The organism is Mesorhizobium sp. L48C026A00, from assembly GCF_000502375.1.
In the GTDB taxonomy this organism is placed as follows: Bacteria; Pseudomonadota; Alphaproteobacteria; order Rhizobiales; family Rhizobiaceae; genus Mesorhizobium; species Mesorhizobium muleiense.
Genome location: NZ_AYWU01000060.1, coordinates 1 through 19,165 on the forward strand (window position 1 = coordinate 1; position 19,165 = coordinate 19,165).

16 protein-coding genes and 3 pseudogenes are annotated in these 19,165 nt (G+C 63.7%); 16 read left to right on the plus strand and 3 right to left on the minus strand.

The window, feature by feature from the left end; genetic code table 11:
• The first annotated feature begins 592 nt into the window (after nt 1–592).
• The 16 genes and pseudogenes from msuE (X738_RS79510) to X738_RS79575 all read left to right on the plus strand — a co-directional run bounded on the left by msuE (X738_RS79510) (nt 593) and on the right by X738_RS79575 (nt 15,683).
• A complete protein-coding gene (gene msuE / locus X738_RS79510) occupies nt 593–1,156 on the plus strand; it encodes an FMN reductase (protein WP_031257098.1) in 564 nt (187 codons plus the stop codon).
• A 31-nt stretch (nt 1,157–1,187) separates the two neighbouring features.
• Entirely contained in the window at nt 1,188–2,357 is a 1,170-nt protein-coding gene (locus tag X738_RS79515) for an acyl-CoA dehydrogenase family protein (RefSeq protein WP_031257099.1), read from the plus strand.
• A 22-nt stretch (nt 2,358–2,379) separates the two neighbouring features.
• Nucleotides 2,380–3,498, plus strand: a complete 1,119-nt coding sequence (locus X738_RS79520; RefSeq protein ID WP_031257100.1) for an LLM class flavin-dependent oxidoreductase — start codon at nt 2,380–2,382, stop codon at nt 3,496–3,498.
• A gap of 63 nt (nt 3,499–3,561) precedes the next feature.
• Nucleotides 3,562–4,623, plus strand: coding sequence for an ABC transporter substrate-binding protein (locus tag X738_RS79525; RefSeq protein WP_023804043.1), 1,062 nt, complete (start codon nt 3,562–3,564; stop codon nt 4,621–4,623).
• Nucleotides 4,624–4,731: 108 nt separating this feature from the next.
• Nucleotides 4,732–5,806, plus strand: a pseudogene (locus X738_RS88925) (ABC transporter permease).
• Complete coding sequence (locus tag X738_RS79535; protein WP_023804046.1) at nt 5,800–6,597, plus strand: ABC transporter ATP-binding protein; 798 nt, start codon at nt 5,800–5,802, stop codon at nt 6,595–6,597. The pseudogene X738_RS88925 and the gene X738_RS79535 overlap by 7 nt, the downstream one beginning before the upstream one ends.
• Nucleotides 6,598–6,616: 19 nt before the next feature.
• A complete protein-coding gene (locus tag X738_RS79540; protein ID WP_023804047.1) occupies nt 6,617–7,162 on the plus strand; it encodes a YcnI family copper-binding membrane protein in 546 nt (181 codons plus the stop codon).
• Complete coding sequence (locus X738_RS79545; RefSeq protein WP_023804048.1) at nt 7,159–8,793, plus strand: copper resistance CopC/CopD family protein; 1,635 nt, start codon at nt 7,159–7,161, stop codon at nt 8,791–8,793. Before X738_RS79540 ends, X738_RS79545 begins: the two co-directional genes overlap by 4 nt.
• A 221-nt stretch (nt 8,794–9,014) precedes the next feature.
• Nucleotides 9,015–9,392, plus strand: a complete 378-nt coding sequence (locus X738_RS86545) for a hypothetical protein (RefSeq protein WP_023804049.1) — start codon at nt 9,015–9,017, stop codon at nt 9,390–9,392.
• A gap of 52 nt (nt 9,393–9,444) precedes the next feature.
• Nucleotides 9,445–10,419 carry an ABC transporter substrate-binding protein gene (locus tag X738_RS79555; RefSeq protein ID WP_023804050.1) on the plus strand — a complete coding sequence of 325 codons (975 nt, stop codon included), beginning with the start codon at nt 9,445–9,447 and terminating at the stop codon, nt 10,417–10,419.
• A 393-nt stretch (nt 10,420–10,812) separates the two neighbouring features.
• Nucleotides 10,813–11,214, plus strand: a pseudogene (locus tag X738_RS89490) (ABC transporter permease subunit); the annotation flags it as partial.
• A gap of 231 nt (nt 11,215–11,445) precedes the next feature.
• A complete protein-coding gene (locus tag X738_RS89495) occupies nt 11,446–12,237 on the plus strand; it encodes an ABC transporter ATP-binding protein (RefSeq protein ID WP_373420507.1) in 792 nt (263 codons plus the stop codon).
• Between the two features lie 12 nt (nt 12,238–12,249).
• A pseudogene (locus X738_RS88605) lies at nt 12,250–12,537 on the plus strand (FAD-dependent oxidoreductase); the annotation flags it as partial.
• Between the two features lie 181 nt (nt 12,538–12,718).
• Nucleotides 12,719–13,927, plus strand: coding sequence for an FAD-binding protein (locus X738_RS88610; protein ID WP_023804054.1), 1,209 nt, complete (start codon nt 12,719–12,721; stop codon nt 13,925–13,927).
• Nucleotides 13,924–14,295, plus strand: a complete 372-nt coding sequence (locus X738_RS79570) for a 4Fe-4S dicluster domain-containing protein (RefSeq protein ID WP_023804055.1) — start codon at nt 13,924–13,926, stop codon at nt 14,293–14,295. The genes X738_RS88610 and X738_RS79570 overlap by 4 nt, the downstream gene beginning before the upstream one ends.
• A 62-nt stretch (nt 14,296–14,357) precedes the next feature.
• Nucleotides 14,358–15,683: an LLM class flavin-dependent oxidoreductase gene (locus X738_RS79575; protein ID WP_023804056.1), complete on the plus strand. Its 1,326-nt coding sequence runs from the start codon at nt 14,358–14,360 to the stop codon at nt 15,681–15,683.
• Nucleotides 15,684–15,686: 3 nt separating this feature from the next.
• Here X738_RS79575 and msuE (X738_RS79580) read toward each other — a convergent pair whose 3' ends face one another.
• The 3 genes from msuE (X738_RS79580) to X738_RS79595 all read right to left on the minus strand — a co-directional run.
• Nucleotides 15,687–16,253 (minus strand): FMN reductase, encoded by a 567-nt coding sequence (gene msuE / locus X738_RS79580; RefSeq protein WP_031257105.1) that lies wholly within the window; start codon nt 16,251–16,253, stop codon nt 15,687–15,689.
• A 5-nt stretch (nt 16,254–16,258) separates the two neighbouring features.
• Entirely contained in the window at nt 16,259–17,065 is an 807-nt protein-coding gene (locus tag X738_RS79585) for a sulfurtransferase (RefSeq protein ID WP_023804058.1), read from the minus strand.
• 1,711 nt (nt 17,066–18,776) lie between these two features.
• Nucleotides 18,777–19,165, minus strand: a 389-nt coding sequence (locus X738_RS79595; RefSeq protein WP_023804061.1) for an ATP-binding cassette domain-containing protein, incomplete at its 5' end; no start/stop codon positions are given.

A 19,165-nucleotide genomic window follows, 5' to 3' on the forward strand; every position in this document is an offset into this window, starting at 1 on the left:
CGAGCGGTCAGCGGTTTCGACGAGCAGGCGCCGCTGGTCGACATTGATCTTCAGTCTGTCGGCGGGCATCGTCAGCGCCCGTTTGGCCTGGAATTTAGCGAGCGTCTGGTTGAGCGATTGCGCTTGTGCCATCGGTTCTTCTCCGTCGGTGAGGATTGGCCGCCGAAGCGGTACAGGCGATGGCGAGCCCATCGCGTTCCACTCAGGATAAAGTTGCAATGTCCCGGCGCGAGATAAAAAATTGCGCGGAAGATTTCTCCGCGCAACGAATTGTCTAATTCGAGCGGACAGATCGCGGCGTTTTGCCGAACCTTGATCGGCAGGCAACCGAAATCGGCAAGCCAAGGCACGGCGAACACTGCTCCGGTCCGGCACGCAGTGCGTCGGAAAGCGGATGCCCGCGGTTCCATGAACGGCTCCGTACCAAGCATGATTTTCTAACGGACCGCGAACATTCGGAACGTCCCGGACTCCTTGTCTTCAAATTCTATAAATATAGTAGACATTGAGACATCGAACGCCTGATTTGAATTGGCGTAACACGCCACGATCTTGAAAAAGTGCTGGAATTTCAACGGTGAAGGGAACTTGCATGTCTGGTGCAACATTGGTCGGCCTGGTCGGAAATTTCAGTCGCCCCTCCAAAACTTATGCGCTGGTGGAGACGGTTGCCGGCCTTGCAGCCGAGCAATACGGCTTTCGCACGCAGCTCCACGACCTGACCGATATCGGTCCTTCTCTGGGTAATGCTCGTCATTCCAATGACCTCGATGGAGTTGCACGACAGGCAGTGCAGAACATCGTTTCGGCTGATGTGCTTGTGGTCGGATCGCCGACTTATAAGGGTAGCTACACCGGTCTGTTCAAGCATTTCTTCGATCTGGTCGACCCACTCGCCCTGCAAGGCAAGCCGGTCATCCTGACCGCGACGGGCGGCGGCGATCGCCATGCGCTGATCGTCGAGCATCAGCTGCGCCCGCTCTTCGGCTTCTTCATGGCACATACGCTGCCGAGTGCTGTCTATGCCGCCGACCGCGATTTCGCCGACTATCGCCTCGTCTCCGAGCCCATCCGCCGCCGTGCCGAACAGGCCGTTGCGGAGCTTGGGGCTTTCTTTTCCTCGATTTCGAATCATACGGCGATGGCTGCCGAATGAGACCCTCTTCTTTCACAGCGGGCATGCCAAAATGACGGTCACGCCGCTTCGTCCAAAGTCGAGCACGGCTACTCCCAGCGCTGTGGAGATTGCCGCTGAACTGGCAGGCGTCTTTGCCGAAACAGCCGGCGATTATGACGAAGATGCGGCATTCCCGCACGAAAACATATTCCGGTTGCATGATGCCGGCCTTATCGCCCTGACGGCGCCGGTTGAACTCGGCGGCGCGGGTGCCGGCCTCGCCGAAGCATCCGAAGTGATCCGCGAAATCGCGCGTGGCGAGCCGTCGACCGCGCTCATCCTGGTCATGCAGTACATCAATCTTGCAACGCTGCCCAAGAGCCGCTGGCCGGAGCATCTCGTGCGCAAGGTGGTGAGTGACGCTGTCGAAAACGGCGCCCTGATCAACGCGTTCCGCGTCGAGCCTGAGCTCGGTACCCCTGTGCGGGGAGGGCTGCCCGTCACCACTGCGCGTCGTACGGCCGACGGCTGGTCGATTAGCGGTCGAAAAATCTATTCGACCGGCGCGGAAGGCCTGAGTTGGGCGATTATCTGGGCGCGTACGGACGAAGCCGAGCCGCGCGTCGGCGGCTTTTTGGTTCCCGCCAATGCTCCTGGTCTACGGATCGAGAAGACCTGGAATCCGCTCGGTATGCGCGCCACCGGAAGCCACGACGCCGTCCTGGAAAATGTGCGCGTTCCGCTCGATCACGCCGCCGATATCCGACTTCCGTCCGAGTGGGACACGCGCGGCGAGGGACAGGCGGCTTGGTTCGGTACGCTGCCTGGCGCGCTCTACACCGGCGTCGCGGAGGCCGCGCGCGACTGGCTGGTGCGTTTTCTCAAGGAGCGCGTGCCGACCAATCTTGGCCAGCCGCTGGCGACCGTTCCTCGCATCCAGCAGGCGGTCGGTGAGATCGAGGAATTGATCGCTGTGAACCGCCGGCTGATTTCGTCGGCGGCGCGCGATGTCGACGAGGGCCGCCCTTTCAGCTTGTCTGAAGCCGGCTTGATCAAGGTCGTCACCACGGAAAACGCGATCGCGGCCGTGGAAAAAGCGCTGAAGCTCACCGGCAATCATGGCATCTCACGCCACAACCCGCTCGAGCGCCATCATCGCGATGTGCTGTGCGGCCGCATTCACAGCCCCCAGGAAGACACGGTCCGTCTCGGTGCGGGCCGTCTCGCCCTGGGCATTTGACAAACAATTGACGGAGGTTTTCATGCCAGTCGAATTCATCGGTTATATCGGAAATTTCAACGCCTCGGAGACGATCGCGCGCTCCGGCCCGATCGTTGACCGCAATCATATCGCGGCGGCTGCCGCCATTCATGAAAATGGCGGCTTCGACCGGGTGCTTCTCGCTTTCCATTCGACGTCGCCGGAAAGCATTCTGGTCGGACAGTATGTGACCAGCATCACGCGAAATCTGAAGCTGATGATCGCCCATCGGCCGGGATTTACCGCACCGACTCTGGCCGCGCGCCAACTGGCGACGCTCAACCACCTGAGCGACGGCCGGGTCTCTGTCCACATCATCACCGGCGGCAACGATCAGGAACTGGCGCAGGACGGCGACCACCTGACCAAGGACGAACGCTACGCCCGCACCAGCGAATATCTCGACATCGTGCGGCAGGAATGGACCAGCGAAAAACCGTTCGACTATGACGGTAAATACTACCGTGTCACCGGCGGCTTCTCGGAGGTCAAGCCGCAGGGTCTGGACGGCATTCCAATCTATTTCGGCGGCTCGTCCGACGCGGCGATCGCGGTCGCCGGCAAGCATGCCGACATCTACGCGTTGTGGGGCGAGACCTACGCGCAGGTGTCGCAGACGATCCAGCGCATCCGCGCTGCGGCGGCTTCCCATGGCCGCTCGCCACGCTTCAGCCTGTCGCTGCGTCCGATCCTTGCCGAGACCGAGGAGGAAGCGTGGGCGAAGGCCGACCGCATCCTACAGCGGGCCAAGGCCCTGCGCGCGTCTGGCGAGCGCCTGATAAGCGTCAACGCGAAAAGCGGTTCTGGCCAGCCACCGAACGAAGGCTCGCGCAGGCTGCTGGCAGCAGCCGCGCAAGGCGCGCGGCTCGATAAGCGGCTTTGGACGGAAATCGCTGCTCTGACCGGCGCGGCCGGCAATTCGACCTCGCTGGTCGGCACGCCCGACCAGGTCGCCGACGCCATGCTCGACTACTACGGCCTCGGCGTCACCACCTTCCTGATCCGCGGCTTCGATCCGCTCGAAGACGCTTTCCGCTATGGCCGCGATCTCATCCCGCGCGTGCGGACGCTCGTCGCGGCGCGGGACCGCGCCGCGCCGCATGTCCAGGCGGCCGAATAGTTCCCGGGCGCAAGGTTGGCGGCCCCCGTTAACCCAGCGCGGCATCCTCAAGGAGAATCGAACATGATCCGGAAGACTTTTGCACCGGCAGGCAGCAGTTCCCTTATCGGCGGGCTTGACCGCCGCTCGTTCCTCAAGACGGCGGGAGCGCTCGGGCTTGCCCTGCCGCTTGGCGCGGTGTCCGCAAGCAGCCTCTGGGCGCAGGCCGTCGCACCGGCCGGCGAGCTGAAGAAGATAAAGTTCGCGACCAACGCCTCGGCGATCTGCCTCGCGCCGGTGTTCGTCGCGCAGGAGCAGGGCATCTTCAAGAAATACGGGCTGGAGGTCGAACTGATCAATTTCGGCGCCTCGACCGAAGCGCTGCTCGAAGCCATCGCAACCGGCAAGGCAGATGGCGGCGTCGGCATGGCGCTGCGCTGGCTGAAGGCGCTGGAACAGGGCTTTGATGTCAAGATCACGGCCGGCACCCATGGCGGCTGCTCGCGTCTCGTGGCGCTGAAATCGGCCGGCATCACGGACCTCAAGCAGCTCAAGGGAAAGACGATCGGCATTTCCGATCTCGCCAGTCCCGGCAAGAACTTCTTCTCGATCCTGCTCCACAAGGAAGGCCTCGATCCGGTCGCCGACGTCGAATGGCGTCAATATCCGGGCGAGCTGCTGCAGCTTGCCGCCGAGAAGGGTGAAATCCACGCCATCGCCGATGGTGACCCCAAGGCCTATTTCTGGCTGCAGGATCCCAAATACCTTCAGATCGCGTCCAATCTCGATCACGGCTTCGAGAACCGCGTCTGCTGCATCGTCGGCCTGACGGGCAGCCTTGTCCGCGACGACCTGCCGACCGCATCGGCGCTGACCCGCGCGCTGCTGGAAGCGCAGGATCTGACCGTCGCCAAGCCGGAGATCGCCGCCAAGGCGTTCTTGCCCAACGCGCCGAAGGACAAGACCATCGAGCAATTGGTGGGCGTGCTGCTCGACCAGACGCACGGCCACAACCCGACAGGGGCCGACCTCAAGCAGGAGATCGCGCTCTATGCGCAGGAACTGCGCGACGTGCAGGTCTTCAAGAACTCGACCGATCCGCAGGAATTCGCTGAGCGCGTCTATGCCGACGTGCTGACGGCATAAGGGGCTGGACGATGACTTCAATCGACCCGGCGATTTCCCGGCACGCTGAAACCTCTGCCCTGGAAGGCGCTTCGGCGCCGACCGGGGCAGGAATCTGGATANCCGGCGATTTCCCGGCACGCTGAAACCTCTGCCCTGGAAGGCGCTTCGGCGCCGACCGGGGCAGGAATCTGGATACTTGGGCTCGTCGCCGCAGCCGGTTGGATCGGCGTCGCCGCGCTGGTCGAGCTGTGGCCGGAGATCATCCCGCAGCCATATGGCCGGGAACTGGCGGTCATCTCGCTGGTGATCGCGCTCGGGTTGATCGTTTTCGCCGCAACGGGGCGGCTCTTCGGAGCTGTCGCCTCCACCATCCGCTATTATGGGCCCTGGGCGATTGCCGCCGCGCTCGTCGTCGCGATCTGGGAGGTGGTGANTCGCCTCCACCATCCGCTATTATGGGCCCTGGGCGATTGCCGCCGCGCTCGTCGTCGCGATCTGGGAGGTGGTGACGGCGAAGACCGGCTGGTTGCCCGTGCCGTTCTTCTCCTCGCCGCAGAGCATCCTGGAAGTGTTCTTCGACGATTGGAGCCGGCTTGGTCTCAGCGTCTGGTATTCCGTTGCATTGCTCGCCAAGGGGTACTTTTTCGGCGCACTCTCCGGCTTCATCACCGGGGTCACCATCGGCTGGTCGCGGGCGGCCAGCTATTGGGTACATCCGCTGCTGCGCCTGGTCGGGCCGCTGCCTGCCACGGCCTGGCTGCCGCTCGCCTTCTTCATTTTCCCGACCAGCGGATCGGCAAGCGTATTCCTGATTGCTCTTGCGACCGCCTTCCCGGTGACCATTCTCACCTGGTCGGGCATCGCCAGCGTCAACCGGGACTATTACGACATCGCCCGCACGCTTGGCGCAAAGCCATCCTTCCTGATCCTGAAGGTGGCGATACCGGCGGCATTGCCGCATGTTTTCGTCGGGCTTTTCATGGGTCTCGGCACCTCCTTCGCGGTGCTCGTCGTCGCCGAAATGCTCGGCGTCAAGGCCGGCCTCGGCTGGTATCTGCAATGGGCGCAAGGATGGGCGGCCTATGCCAATATGTATGCTGCACTTCTCGTCATGGCGCTGATGTGCTCGAGCCTGATCACCATCCTCTTCAGGGTGCGCGACTGGACGCTGTCCTGGCAGAAGGGTCTCGTCAGATGGTAGCTCTTGCAACGAACCCGGCAGCGGCATCCACCGCTGCCGGCCAGAAGATCGACATCAGACACGTCTTCCATCAATTCGAACTCGAGGGTGAGCCGCTTCCGGTGCTCGACGGCATCGATTTCTCTGTCGAGCCGGGATCGTTCGTGGCACTGCTCGGACCCTCGGGATGCGGGAAGTCGACGCTGCTTCGACTGCTCGCCGGTCTTGATCATCCGACCAAAGGCGACTTGAAGGTCGATGGTGAAAATGTCGGCGAGCCCGATCCCTCGCGCATCATGGTCTTCCAGGACCCGACGCTGTTTCCATGGCGAACGGTATGGGACAATGTGGCGCTTGGTCTCGAAGCCAGGGGAATCCTGAAAAAGGCGCGCCAGCGCGTCGACGACGCAATCCAGCTTGTCGGGCTCGACGGTTTCGACAAGGCCTATCCGCATCAGCTCTCAGGCGGCATGGCGCAGCGCGTGGCGCTGGCCCGCGCGCTGGTGAACGAGCCGCGCCTGCTGCTGCTCGACGAGCCGCTCGGCAAGCTCGACTCGCTGACGCGGCTGACCATGCAGACCGAACTCGTCGGCCTGTGGCAGCGCGCGGGACTGACCGCCGTCCTCGTCACCCACGATGTCGAGGAAGCGCTGTTCCTGACGCAACGCGTGCTGATCTTCGGCCCGCGGCCGGCGCGCATCGTCGCCGACATCGAGGTCGATCTTCCTTATCCACGCCACCGCGGCGATCCGCGCCTGGCAGAGCTTAGGCGCGAGGCGCTCGGCCATCTCGGCCTTGCCGCTACGTGGTAAACCGATCGGAATCCTTCAAATGAAAATCCTCAACTACGGCCTGCGCGCTACCCTCGCTGTGGCGGCGTTTGCGGTATCGCTTCCCGCCCATGCCCATATCACTTTCGAGAACAAGGAGGTGAAGGCGGGCACTACGGTCAAGTTCGTACTTCGGGTGCCGCATGGCTGCGCTGGTTCTCCGACCACGGCGGTCAGGATCGCGCTGCCGGAGGAATTGACGGAGGCCAAGCCGCGACCAAAGCCCGGCTGGACGCTCGACATCACAAGGGTCGAAGCCCAGGGCGACGGCTCCGGCGAAGCCGGGCACGACGCTCATGGCGGGCATGACGACACCGTCATCAAGGAGATCGCCTGGTCGGGCGGAAAACTCGAAGACGCCCATTATGAAGAGTTCGTCTTCCGCGCGAAGGTGGCGGAAGACATCGCGGTGGCGGCGATCTTTGTTCCGATCGTCCAGGAATGCGAGTCTGGCGTGGAGCGCTGGATCGAGATCCCGCCGGCCGGCGCCTCATCCGACGATCTCAAATTCCCGGCGCCGTCGATAAAGATACGCGCCGGGTCGTGATCCGGCTTCGTGTCTTGCTGTTGCGGCTGGCGGCGGCGATCTTCACCGCCGTTTTCATGTCGGGCTTTTGCACGGGATCGGCTTTTGCCCACGCGACGCTGATCGCCGCCGAGCCGGCCGATGGGGCGATCGTGGCAGCCGCGCCGCGAACCGTCACCTTGCGGTTCTCCGAACCGGCCCGGCCGCTGGTGGCGCGGTTGATCCATCCGGGCGGGCGCACCGAAATCCTCAAGGAGATCGGTGAAAAAGGTTCGGTGATCGTGCTGACCTTGCCGTCCGGCCTGGAAAACGGCACGCATGTCCTTTCCTGGCGAGTCGCCTCGTCCGACGGCCATCCGATCGGCGGCGGCCTGGTATTTTCGGTCGGCGCGCCGAGCGCGGCTGCGCCAGCGACGGTTGAGCAATCCGGCCTGATAGTCGGCATCGGGCTCTGGTCGGCGCGCTTCGTGCTGCTCGTCGGCCTTATCGTCGGTGTCGGCGGCGTGGCATTCAACGCCTTGATTGGCCGTTCCAATCCGGCGCCGGGAGCCCGCATCGTGACGAGCGCGCTGTTCGCGGGCCTGATTGCTGCGCCGTTGCTGGTCGGCTTCCAGGGGCTCGATGCGCTGGGCGCGCCGTTTTCCGATGTGGCGACGGCCGATGTCTGGGAGGCCGGATTGTGGGCGACGAGTTATGGCCGTTCGACGCTGCTGGCAGCGACGGCGATCTGCATCGCCTACGCGGCCGGGCAGGCCGGCTCCCGGTCCCGTCTTGGACTCTCGCTCGCCGCCGCAGCGACGCTTCTGGTCGGTGTGGCGGTCGCTTCTGCCGGCCACGCCTCGACCGCGCCGTCGCGATATCTCACGGTGCCGGCAGTGTTTCTCCATGCCATAACGGTCGTGCTATGGATCGGTGCCCTGATTCCGCTCGGAGCGGTGCTTGTCCGCGGCGGCGCAGCGTTGCCGATCGTGCTGCGGCTGTTCTCCCGCGTCATTCCGGCGATCGTGGCGGTGCTGGCGCTGTCCGGACTGCTGCTGGCGATCGTGCAGGTGCAAAGCGTTCCGGCGCTCTGGGACACCGACTATGGCCGTGTGCTCTTGGCCAAGCTCGCATTGGTCGTCGCGCTGCTACTGCTAGCGGCGCTCAACCGCTTCTATCTGACCGCTCCCGCAGCCGCTGGCGACGCAAGCGCGACGCGGCGTTTGAGGCGCAGCGTTGGTGCTGAAATCGTCCTTGCGACCGCCGTCATCGCCGTGCTCGGTCTATGGCGATTCACGCCGCCTCCGCGCGCGATTGCGGCAAACCCTGCTTTGTTCGCAGTACAGGAAGTCCGTGCGCGGAAGGAGAGTGTCAGTGCTGCGCTGTCGATCCATCCGCCGATCGTCGGCTCGGTCAGGGTAGAGGTCGGCAATTTGCTTCTCAATGGAAAGCCGTTTGAGCCGATCAGCGTCAGCGTCGATCTCGACAAGCCGTCCTACGGCATCGGCCCGTTCACGCGGGAAGCGCGCCGGGCCGGCGATGGAATCTATCATGCGGATGGCTTCGTGCTGCCGCTGGATGGCTTCTGGATCGTTCGCGTCACGGTCCTCGTATCGGATTTTCGTTCGGTCACGCTCATGGAGGTCTTCGACGTCCGTAAAGTATCGCGATAAGCTTGGCAGCCGATTTCCACACCCCCAGACAACATGCCCGGCATGGGCCGAAAAGGAGAATTCGACTCTCCAATCGGGGGAAAGTTCAGCACGCTGTGCCTAGTCTACTAAATTAGTAGAAATTACTCTGACGGACATCCTTGAGACGAACGACCGTCGTCTCCGGTTCACAGCCAGGGAGTCCGTCATGTCCCAAAAACGTCAAGCTGAAACTCGGCTTCATGCTCCACGGCGTCGGCATTGGAAGGGGCGACTGGCGCCATCCGGATGCCGACGCGACTGCGAGCACGAGCTTTGAATACTACAAGAAGCAGGCGCAACTCGCCGAGGCGGCGAAGTTCGATTTCCTCTTCGTCGCCGGAACAGGTCGCCGACGCGTTCCAGCGCTGGCTGGAGCAACGCGGCTCCGACGGCTTCGTGGTCAACGTGTCGCTGCCCAGGGAACTCTCGAAGTCTTCGCCGAGACCGTCGTTCCGATCCTGCAAAAGCGCGGCATCTACCGCACCGGATACGAAAGCGAGACCTTCCGCGGCAATCTCGGCATTCCCGTTCCACCCAACCGATACGCCAGGAACACCGTCGCCGTGGCGGCCGAGTGAACTTACTCATTCCCGAACAAGTCCCTCCCACAAACTGAAAGCGAACCCTGCCATGACCATCGTCTCCCGCCGCATGTTCAATCTCCTCTTAGGCGGGCTGGCCGCAATTGCCGGCCTCACAGCGCTGCCAGCTCTCGCCGCCGAAGATCTCAGCAAGGTCGTTCTGCGCGTCGGCGACCAGACCGGCGCCACCAGGGCGAAATTCGAAGCGGCCGGCTTGCTCGACGACGTCCCCTATCAGATTGAGTGGTCGGTCTTTGCAGCCGCCGTCAATCTGCATGAGGCGCTGAAGGCGGATGCCGTCGACATCGGGTCGGCGGCGGATGCGCCGACGGTCAGCGCCATTGCCGGCGGTTCCAAGATCAAGATCGTCGCCAGTTGGTCGAACGGCGGTCTCGGCAGTTCGCTGATAATCCCCGCCAATAGCCCGATCAAGACCATCCAGGACCTCAAGGGCAAGACCATTTCGCCGACGACGCGCGGCAGCGTCGCGCACTACCTCGTGCTCGGCGTGCTGAAGAAAGCCGGCCTTGCCCAGGACGATGTGAAGCTTGCCTTCCTCAACCCATCCGATGCCAGCGCCGCCTTCCAGGCCGGCAGCATCGACGCATGGGCAACCTGGGGTATCTACAAGGCACGTTCGATCGGAACGCTAAAGGCCACCGTGCTGATCGATGGCCCCGGCATCAATACCGGCAATGGCGTGCTTAGCGCCACGGACAAGGCGCTGTCGGATCCGGCAAAGGTGGCTGCGATTGCCGATTTCTCGGCCCGCACCGACCGTGCCTACAAATGGTCGAAGGAGAACAAGGAGGCTTATCTCGACTATTACGCGGCCTTCACGAAACAGGACAAGGCGACGGTCGAGAGCCTTTATCCGGACGAGGCTGCTTTCGAGCGCACGCCGATCGACGACGCTTTCGTCGCTTCACTCCAGAACGTTTTCGAGACCTGGAAGGAAGCCGGTGTGCTGAGCGGCGACCTCAAGCTTGCCGACTACGTCTATCGCGGGCTGCCCACGAACTGACGCCGGTTTCGAAAGGGAACAAGCCGATGAGTTCGATCGCCACGATCACCNCTATCGCGGGCTGCCCACGAACTGACGCCGGTTTCGAAAGGGAACAAGCCGATGAGTTCGATCGCCACGATCACCATCACGCCGGGCGCCATCGAAAGGCAGCCCGCGGACCATGCGCCCAAGTCGCAGGGTTCGCTGGCGCGGCAGCGCATCGAGCCGGCCTCGGCCGCCGGGCAGGGAATGCCGCGCTGGTTGCGGCGTCTGTCAGGCCCCGTGCTTCTGGTCCTGCTTTGGCATGTCGCGTCGCAAACCGGCGTGCTGCCGGGCGAGGTGCTTGCCGGCCCGTCCACGGTGATCGGCAGCGCCGCCAAGCTCATTGAGACCGGCGAGCTTCAGGATGCGATGGTCATCTCGCTCAGCCGCGCCTTGGCGGGCCTGGCGATTGGCGGCACAATTGGCGTGACGCTCTCTGTCCTCGCCGGACTGTTTCGGCTCGGCGAGGATCTGGTCGACGCCACGATGCAGATGCTGCGCACCGTGCCCAATATCGCGCTGATCCCCTTGCTGATCATCTGGTTCGGCATCGGCGAGGCGCCGAAGATTGCGCTGATCGCGCTCGGCACCGCCTTTCCGCTCTATCTCAACGTCTATGCCGGCATCCGCAACGTCGATTCGACGCTGATCGAAGCCGGCCGGACGCTCGGCCTGTCACGCACGGCGATGATCCGCCACGTGGTGTTGCCGGGTGCGCTGCCGAGCGCGCTGGTCGGTCTGCGCTATTCGCTCGGTATCGCCTGGCTGGCGCTGGTCTTCGGCGAGCAGATCAACGCCACCGCCGGCATCGGCTATCTGATGGCCAACGNTGGCGCTGGTCTTCGGCGAGCAGATCAACGCCACCGCCGGCATCGGCTATCTGATGGCCAATGCGCGGGAGATGTTCCAGACCGACGTCATCGTCGTGTGTCTCGTCGTCTATGCATTGCTCGGCCTTGGCGTCGATTTCACCGTCCGAACTCTAGAAAAGGTGTTTCTCGCATGGCGGCCAGCTTTCAGCGGAACTTGAACGTGGTCGAGGCGGTCGCGCCTCCGCCTGTCGCGAAACACTCGAAAGCCCCGCTGCCTGCAGTCAGGGTTCGCGGGCTCACACGCCGCTTCGGGGAGCGCGAGGTTTTGAAGAACCTCAATGTCGACATCGCGGCGGGCGAGTTCGTGGCACTACTCGGCGCCAGCGGCTGCGGCAAGAGCACGCTGCTGCGCATTCTCGCCGATCTCGACCGCGAGATCGTCGGCGAGGTCGACGTGCCGGTGCGCCGTGCCGTCGCCTTCCAGGCGCCGCGGCTAATGCCGTGGAAGAAGGTGTGGCGCAATGTCGTCCTCGGCCTGCCGGAACGTCCCAACAAGACGCGTGCTCTCGCCGCACTGGAAGAGGTCGGCATCGGCCACCGGGCCGACGTGTGGCCGAAGGTTCTGTCCGGCGGAGAGGCGCAGCGCACCTCGCTGGCGCGGGCGCTGGTGCGCGAACCCGACCTGCTGCTGCTCGACGAACCCTTTGCCGCGCTCGATGCGCTGACCCGCATCAAGGCGCAGGATTTGGTCGGCGAGCTCTGGCAGCGGCATGGCTGCGCCATCCTGCTGGTCACGCACGACGTCGAGGAGGCGGTGCTTCTCGCCGACCGGGTTCTGGTCATGAAGGACGGAGTCATCGCGCATGAGGAGCGCATCGATCTGCCGCGTCCGCGCGATGTCGCCGATCCGGTCTTCGCCAGGATACGCGGCAGTCTTCTCGACTGGCTGGGCGTGCGCCATGGCACTCATGGCAATGCCTGAGGATATCAGACGATGAGCAGGTCGCATGGCGAAACCCTCGAACTGACCGCCGACGTGCTGATCATTGGCGGCGGGCTTGCCGGAACCTGGGCTGCTTCGGCGGCGCGGCGCACCGGTGCCTCCGTCATCCTCGCCGACAAGGGCTATTGCGGCACCAGCGGCGTCACCGCAACTGCCGGGCCAGGCCATTGGTGGATACCGCCGCACCCTTCCGAATTGCGTGAGACGGCTATTTGCAACAGGAGAAAGACAGGGGCAGGCCTGAACGAGCCGGGGTGGATGGCGCGCATCCTGGCGCTAACCTGGGAAAGCCTACCGACGCTCGAAGGTTTTTACGACTTCTCCAAAGATGAAAACGGCGCGAAGCAATATCGCGCCCTGCGCGGCCCGGAGTACATGCGCGCCCTGCGCAAGCTGGTCGACAGTCTCGGCGTGACCATCCTCGACCACAGCCCGGCGCTGGAGCTGCTGCAGCGTTCCGATGGCTCGGTGTCAGGCGCGCGCGGCATCCGGCGGCAGGCGGGTNGTCCTCGACCACAGCCCGGCGCTGGAGCTGCTGCAGCGTTCCGATGGCTCGGTGTCAGGCGCGCGCGGCATCCGGCGGCAGGCGGGTGGCGATTGGCAGGTCAATGCCGGCGCGGTCGTGATCGCCACCGGTGGCACCTCGTTCCTGTCGCGCCTGCTTGGCTCGCACACCAACACGGGTGACGGCTATCTCATGGCGGCGGAAGCCGGCGCCGAACTCTCTGGGATGGAGTTCACCACCTACTATACTGTCGCTCCGGTGCGCTCGACGATGACACGCTCGATGTCCTACGCCTTCGCCACCTATTACGACGAGGACGGTGCAGTCATTCCGATGCCGCCGGGGCCGGAGACGTCACGGCCATTGGCACGGGCAATGCTGAAGGGCCGCGTCTTCTGCGATCTCGCCCGCACGCCGGAGGATATCCGCGCGCAGGTGCCGACGATCTCGCCCAATTTCATGCTCCCGTTCCGGCGCTGGGGCATCGACCCATACAAGGACCGGTTCGAAGTGACCTTGCACGGGGAAGGGACGATCCGCGGCATCGGCGGGCTGCGCATTGTCGGCGAGGATTGCGTGACTTCGGTTCCGGGCCTCTACGCGGCGGGCGATGCGGCGACGCGTGAACTGGTTGCCGGTGCGATTTCAGGCGGCGGCAACATCAATTCTGCCTGGGCGGTCTCGTCCGGCCAATGGGCCGGGAAGGGTGCGGCGCGCCATGCCGCCGAAAATCGTGCCGGAGTGGGGGGCAGGCCTATCGGGCAGGCGGGCCTGCGCCCTGCCAGTGTGCAGCGCGATGTCGACCTTGGTGCGACGCTGTCCGCCATTCAGAGCGAGATGCTGGCTTACGACAAGAACATCTTCCGCAGCGGGGAAAAGCTCCGGCACTCCGCCGAGGTACTTGAAGGTGCCTGGGCGGAGTTTGATGCGCACGCAGGGGGTGTTGGCGGCGGTCTGTTGAGAACTCGAGAAACCGCCGCGATGCTGGCCACGGCGCGCTGGTGTGCCGCGTCGGCGCTGGCGCGCGACGAAAGCCGCGGCATGCACCAGCGCGAGGACCGGCCGGAGACCGATCCCCGCTATAACCGGCGCATTATTGTCGGCGGCCTGGACAGGGTCTGGACGAGGTCGGACTACGGCCACGCATTGGAACTTGCATCATGATCGAACTCGTCATCGCCGAGCGTTGCACGGGCTGCAACGCCTGCGTCGAAGTCTGCCCGACCAACGTGCTCGAAGCGGTTTCCGGCGACACGCCGCGCATCGCCCGGCAGGAGGACTGCCAAACCTGCTTCATGTGCGAGCTCTATTGCCGTGGGGATGCGATTTATGTCGCTCCGGACTGCGAAAGCCCCACCGTGGTCGATAAAGACGACATTCTCGCCTCCAGCCTGCTGGGCGAATTCCGCCGCAATCACGGTTGGGATGAATGGGGGTCCGATCCCCGCTACACCAACGAGCACTGGCGGATGGAGAGCGTCTTCCTGCGCGCGAGGGATATGGCCATCGCCGAGGCGGCCGGAAACGCGTGAATGGAAATTTTGCCTCAGCCGACATTCCTATGACCTGAGCGTTTATCCGGGACCTCATTTCCATGATACAGAAACGGCAGTTGCGGCTCGGCGCGTTCATGCGCCCCGTCAGTCTTCATACGGGTGCCTGGCGTTACCCCGGCGCTTTCCCAGATGCGAACTTCAACTTCGCTCACCTAAAGCGTTTCGCGCAGACGCTTGAAGCCGCCAAGTTCGATGCGTTCTTCATGGCGGACCATCTGGCCGTCCTCAATATGCCCATCGAAGCCCTGAAACGGAGCCACACCGTCACCTCGTTCGAGCCATTCACGTTGCTGTCGGCGTTAGCGGCAGTGACAGACCACCTTGGACTGGTAGCCACGGCTTCGACGACCTTCGATGCGCCCTACCACGTCGCCCGACGCTTTGCGTCGCTGGACCACATCAGCGGCGGACGGGCCGGCTGGAATATCGTGACGACGTCCAACCCGGATGCTGCACTGAATTTCGGGCTGGAGGATCACGTCGAACATGGCGAACGCTATCGCCGCGCCCGTGAGTTCTACGACGTGGTGACCGGCCTATGGGACAGTTTCGCGGATGACGCCTTTGTTCGCGATCAGCAAAGCGGGCTCTATTTTGATCCATCCCGACTTCATGTCCTTGATCACAAGGGACCGCAACTCGCGGTGCGCGGGCCGCTCAACATCGCCCGGCCGCCTCAAGGCTGGCCGGTGATCGTCCAGGCGGGTGCATCGGAGGCGGGGCGGCAGCTTGCCGCCGAGACGGCCGAGGTAGTTTTCGCCGCACATGCGAATCTGGCGGCCGGTCAACGTTTTTATGCAGACGTGAAAAGCCGGGCGGAACAAGCAGGACGCGCTCGTGATCAGATCAAGATGTTGCCCGGCGCCTTTGTGATCGTCGGGGACACGGTCGAGGAAGCCCGTGCCAAGCGCGCCACGCTCGACAGCCTGGTTTATTACGAAAGCGGGATCGCCTCGCTTTCTATCGCGATAGGCCACGATGCGTCCAATTTCGATCCCGAAAGGCCGCTGCCAGACATTCCGGAGACCAATGCCAGCAAAAGCGGGCGCGAACGCGTAGTCGAGCTTGCACGCTTGGAGAACCTGACCGTCAGGCAGCTTGCCCAACGTCTGGGAGGCTATTCCGGCCTGGCGTTTGTCGGCACAGCAAAAACGATAGCCGATGAGATGGAAGAGTGGCTTGTCGAGGAGGGGTCGGACGGGTTCAACGTGATGTTCCCTTTTCTGCCAGCCGTGCTCGACGAGGTCGTCGACAGAGTGGTGCCGGAACTTCAACGGCGCGGGCTGTTCCGACGCGAATATGAGGGGTCAACGCTCCGCGAAAATCTTGGTTTGGCACGTCCCAAGAATCGATTTTTCGAATAGTCGTCAGGTTAAAGAAGCGCGTTCGACGCTGCGTCGGCGGGAGATCAGGAGAGAGCTCGCATCGTCGATCGCCTGTTCGCCGCGCTTGCGAATGGCCTCAGAGGCAAGCGCACCATCCAGAAAGTCCTTGTCCGTCGCATAAACGGCGGTCGGCAAGACGAGCGCCTCGAAGAAGGCAAAGAGAGGCCTGAGCTGATGTTCGATCATCAGCGCATGGCGCTCACCGCCGCCGGTCGCGGTCAGAAGTACCGGCTTGCCGCGCAAGGCAGCCGGATCGACGAGGTCGAAGAAATGCTTGAACAGGCCGGTGTAGCTGCCCTTGTATGTTGGCGAGCCGACGACGAGCACCTCGGCCGAGACGACCGCGTCAAGCACCCTTTGACCTGCTTCGTCGAGATCGCGCGACCAGCGTGCCGTCCCAAGCGAGGAGCCGACATCGTCCAGATCGAAGGTCACCGCCGCAAGACCGTGCCGATGCGCAATCTCCCTGACGAACTGCTCGACGAAACCGCGCGTCTTGGATGGCCGCGTGAGATTGCCTGAGAAGCCGACGACGGTGGGGTTTGTCATGGCGGTCACCGGGTTTGCGGGTTCAGTACGACCGGGCAGCTCTCGTCCTTCGCCCAGTCGGCGAAGCTCAGATAGTAGGCGCGGACGTCATCATATCCTGCCCGGACCGCGGCGGCGGCCGCAAGTGCGGCGCGGCCACCACCGTCGCAATGGGTGACCACGTGATCGCCGGCCCGGAACCCGGCTGCGGACAGAAGATTGCGTAGAGCGCCCGCTGGCTTCAGGCGGCCATCGTCGAGCAGGCTCGCATGCGGAAGCAGGCGCGCGCCGGGCAGATGGCCGCCCCGAGCGTTGCGCCGCAGGTCCGTGCCGGCGAACTCATCCGTTGTTCGAGCGTCGAGAAGTTGGACGCCGTCCAGGTCGGCCTTCAGCGTCTGCCGGTCAACCAACCCGACCGATCCCACTCCCGGTCGAGCCTTGAATGTCGTCGGACCTGAAAGTCCACTTGCCTGCGCAAGCGGTTCCCTCTGTCCGCGGATGGCAGGCCATCCGCCGTTCACGATCAGCGCCTCCGCGCCGAAATATTGCAGGATGAACCAGACGCGGGCGGCCTCCGTCATGCGTCCGTCGTCATAGATCACAGCGGGCCGTGGGCCGCCGACGCCGAGATCGGTGATCGCCTGCTCCCAGTAGGTGACGTTCTCAAAGGAGGTCTCGCCCGACTTCGCGGCGGCCTCCCATTCTTCGATTGGGACGCGAACGGCCATCGCCGGGTGATCGGCCTCGAGGGACGCAGGCTCACGCACGTCGAGCAGACGAAACTCGCCAATTGATGGCAGCGCGTCGGGCTCGATGATGGGATCGTGTGGCATCAGATTCTCTTTGACAGGAGGCGGGGCGCCGAATTGTGTCGCAACTGCATTTTGGGCGAGTACTGGCATTGATGCGCTAGACCTCGACCTTGGTGCCGTCGAAACGGGTGAAGCTGAACCCCTCGAACGGCTCGCGATATGTTTGCCGCTCGTTGCGGAGAATGCTGATCGCGAGCTCTTCGCCGAGCGCCAGCGACGCCGAGAAATCCGAGCGCCAATGGATGCCGGCCCAGTCGCGGCCGACGCCGTAGTTCCATGCAAGCTTGTTGAGCTCGCCTCCGACAGTGAGCGGCTCACCCTGGTAGGGGATGAGTTTCGTCGGATCCTTGGGATCAGTCTGAACCGGGTTCGAAATCACGGCGTCCTCATCGAAGAACGCCTTGAGGATCGTCACGTTTGACGCGGCGATCTGGGCGGCTCCGCCGGGATAGCTCGAGTGGATCGGCGCGCCCTCGGGGTAGACGTGCGACAGGAGATGGCTGCCGAACTTGCCGACGCTTCGCGCCAACGCAGCCGAATTCAGAATGTCGCCGTGAACGGGGTAGGCGTCCACCTTGTTGGCGATCCGGTGATGGATCAGCCCGCCATACGCTTCCGGCCGTAAGGTGCGGTGGACATAGAACTTCTGCCAGTACGCAACGCGGATGGCCAGCGAGGCGGTGATCGGCAGCAGGCTCTGCGCGTAGGGCAGCCCGAACGTGCCGTAACCGCCGGTCTGCGTCTTCGACTTCACATACGGATTGGATTTGCTGAAGGGGATTCCAAAACCGCCATAGTCCGGATTGGCCTTGTCGGGTGCTACACCAAGGAGCAGGGCTGCCGACCAGAAGGCGGCCGGATTGTTGTGGACGTATTCCGCGAGATCGCGGCCGGTTGCGATGTAGCGCGGCGTCGGGTCGAAGCTGGTCGGCTTGGCGGGCGGATTGCCGTTCTGGATGGCGAGCCACTCGTCGTAGCCGGTGAGGAAATCGTTCCCGGCCGCGGCGGTGCGAATACGGGCGGAGATGAGTTGGCTGCCGTAAGGAGCGTCCTTGAGCAGGAATTGCGAGATGTAGGGACCCTGAAGTGNGGATTGCCGTTCTGGATGGCGAGCCACTCGTCGTAGCCGGTGAGGAAATCGTTCCCGGCCGCGGCGGTGCGAATGCGGGCGGAGATGAGTTGGCTGCCGTAAGGAGCGTCCTTGAGCAGGAATTGCGAGATGTAGGGACCCTGAAGTGTGCCGGGCGGCGTCACATAGCGACCGGTTCGCCGCGACGGATCAGCCGCGTCGACGTAAAGCGCCGTCCCACGAAACAGCGACTGTGGAGTAATGCTTCCGTTCGTGCGCGGCCCGTTGAAGGCGGCGAGCTTGCTCAACTCATCGACCGCGGCGAGCACGTCCTTGTTGCTGGTGTCGTCCGTCAGCTCCGACAGCGGAACGTCGCGCAGGATCGACTGCCAGTAGAGCTCGACAGCCTCGCTGGCCCGCGCCACGCTGTCGAGCGCAGGTGCCGGCGGGATCGCGAACTGCGGACCGACGCAGCCCGTCAGGTTCACGGCAAGGGAGCCGATCGGATTGAGCTGCTTGCGCTTGCCGCCGAGCGGTATCGCCTCGAAGTCGGCCGGATCACCCGAGGCGTAGGCCTTCAGCGTCGCGTCGAAGGCTGGTCTGTCGACTTCACCGCGTTTNTTGTTTCGCCGAAGCGCTGCACTGATCGAAGGCATGCCGCGCCTATACCTCTTCGAGAATTCGCGCTTGCAGGGCGACTGCCGACGTGTCCGCAGCCTCGCGTCGAGGGCGAGGAAGGTCGACAGGAATGTCGAGCGCGATGGCCCCGTCGCGGATGACGATCACCCTGTCGGCAAGGGCCACCGCTTCCCCGACATCATGAGTGATGAGAACTGTCGTGAAACCGTGCTCGCGCCAGATACGCTCGAGCAGTCGGTGCATCTCCATGCGCGTCAGCGCGTCAAGGGCCCCGAACGGCTCATCGAGCAGAAGAACACCGGGCCGGCTCACCAGGGCACGCGCTAGGGCGACGCGCTGGCTCTGGCCGCCCGACAAGACCGCGGGCCAATCATTCGCCCGATCCGCAAGTCCGACATCGGCGAGCGCTGCCG

Coding starts and splice junctions, on each gene's coding strand:
- X738_RS79535 (WP_023804046.1), top strand. CDS start 5,800: ATGGTAGCTCTTGCAACGAACCCGGCAGCGGCATCCACCGCTGCCGGC.
- X738_RS79515 (WP_031257099.1), top strand. CDS start 1,188: ATGACGGTCACGCCGCTTCGTCCAAAGTCGAGCACGGCTACTCCCAGC.
- X738_RS79540 (WP_023804047.1), top strand. CDS start 6,617: ATGAAAATCCTCAACTACGGCCTGCGCGCTACCCTCGCTGTGGCGGCG.
- msuE (WP_031257105.1), bottom strand. CDS start 16,253: ATGACAAACCCCACCGTCGTCGGCTTCTCAGGCAATCTCACGCGGCCA.
- X738_RS89495 (WP_373420507.1), top strand. CDS start 11,446: ATGGCGGCCAGCTTTCAGCGGAACTTGAACGTGGTCGAGGCGGTCGCG.
- X738_RS79570 (WP_023804055.1), top strand. CDS start 13,924: ATGATCGAACTCGTCATCGCCGAGCGTTGCACGGGCTGCAACGCCTGC.
- X738_RS86545 (WP_023804049.1), top strand. CDS start 9,015: ATGCTCCACGGCGTCGGCATTGGAAGGGGCGACTGGCGCCATCCGGAT.
- X738_RS79525 (WP_023804043.1), top strand. CDS start 3,562: ATGATCCGGAAGACTTTTGCACCGGCAGGCAGCAGTTCCCTTATCGGC.
- X738_RS79555 (WP_023804050.1), top strand. CDS start 9,445: ATGACCATCGTCTCCCGCCGCATGTTCAATCTCCTCTTAGGCGGGCTG.
- X738_RS79585 (WP_023804058.1), bottom strand. CDS start 17,065: ATGCCACACGATCCCATCATCGAGCCCGACGCGCTGCCATCAATTGGC.
- msuE (WP_031257098.1), top strand. CDS start 593: ATGTCTGGTGCAACATTGGTCGGCCTGGTCGGAAATTTCAGTCGCCCC.
- X738_RS79575 (WP_023804056.1), top strand. CDS start 14,358: ATGATACAGAAACGGCAGTTGCGGCTCGGCGCGTTCATGCGCCCCGTC.
- X738_RS79520 (WP_031257100.1), top strand. CDS start 2,380: ATGCCAGTCGAATTCATCGGTTATATCGGAAATTTCAACGCCTCGGAG.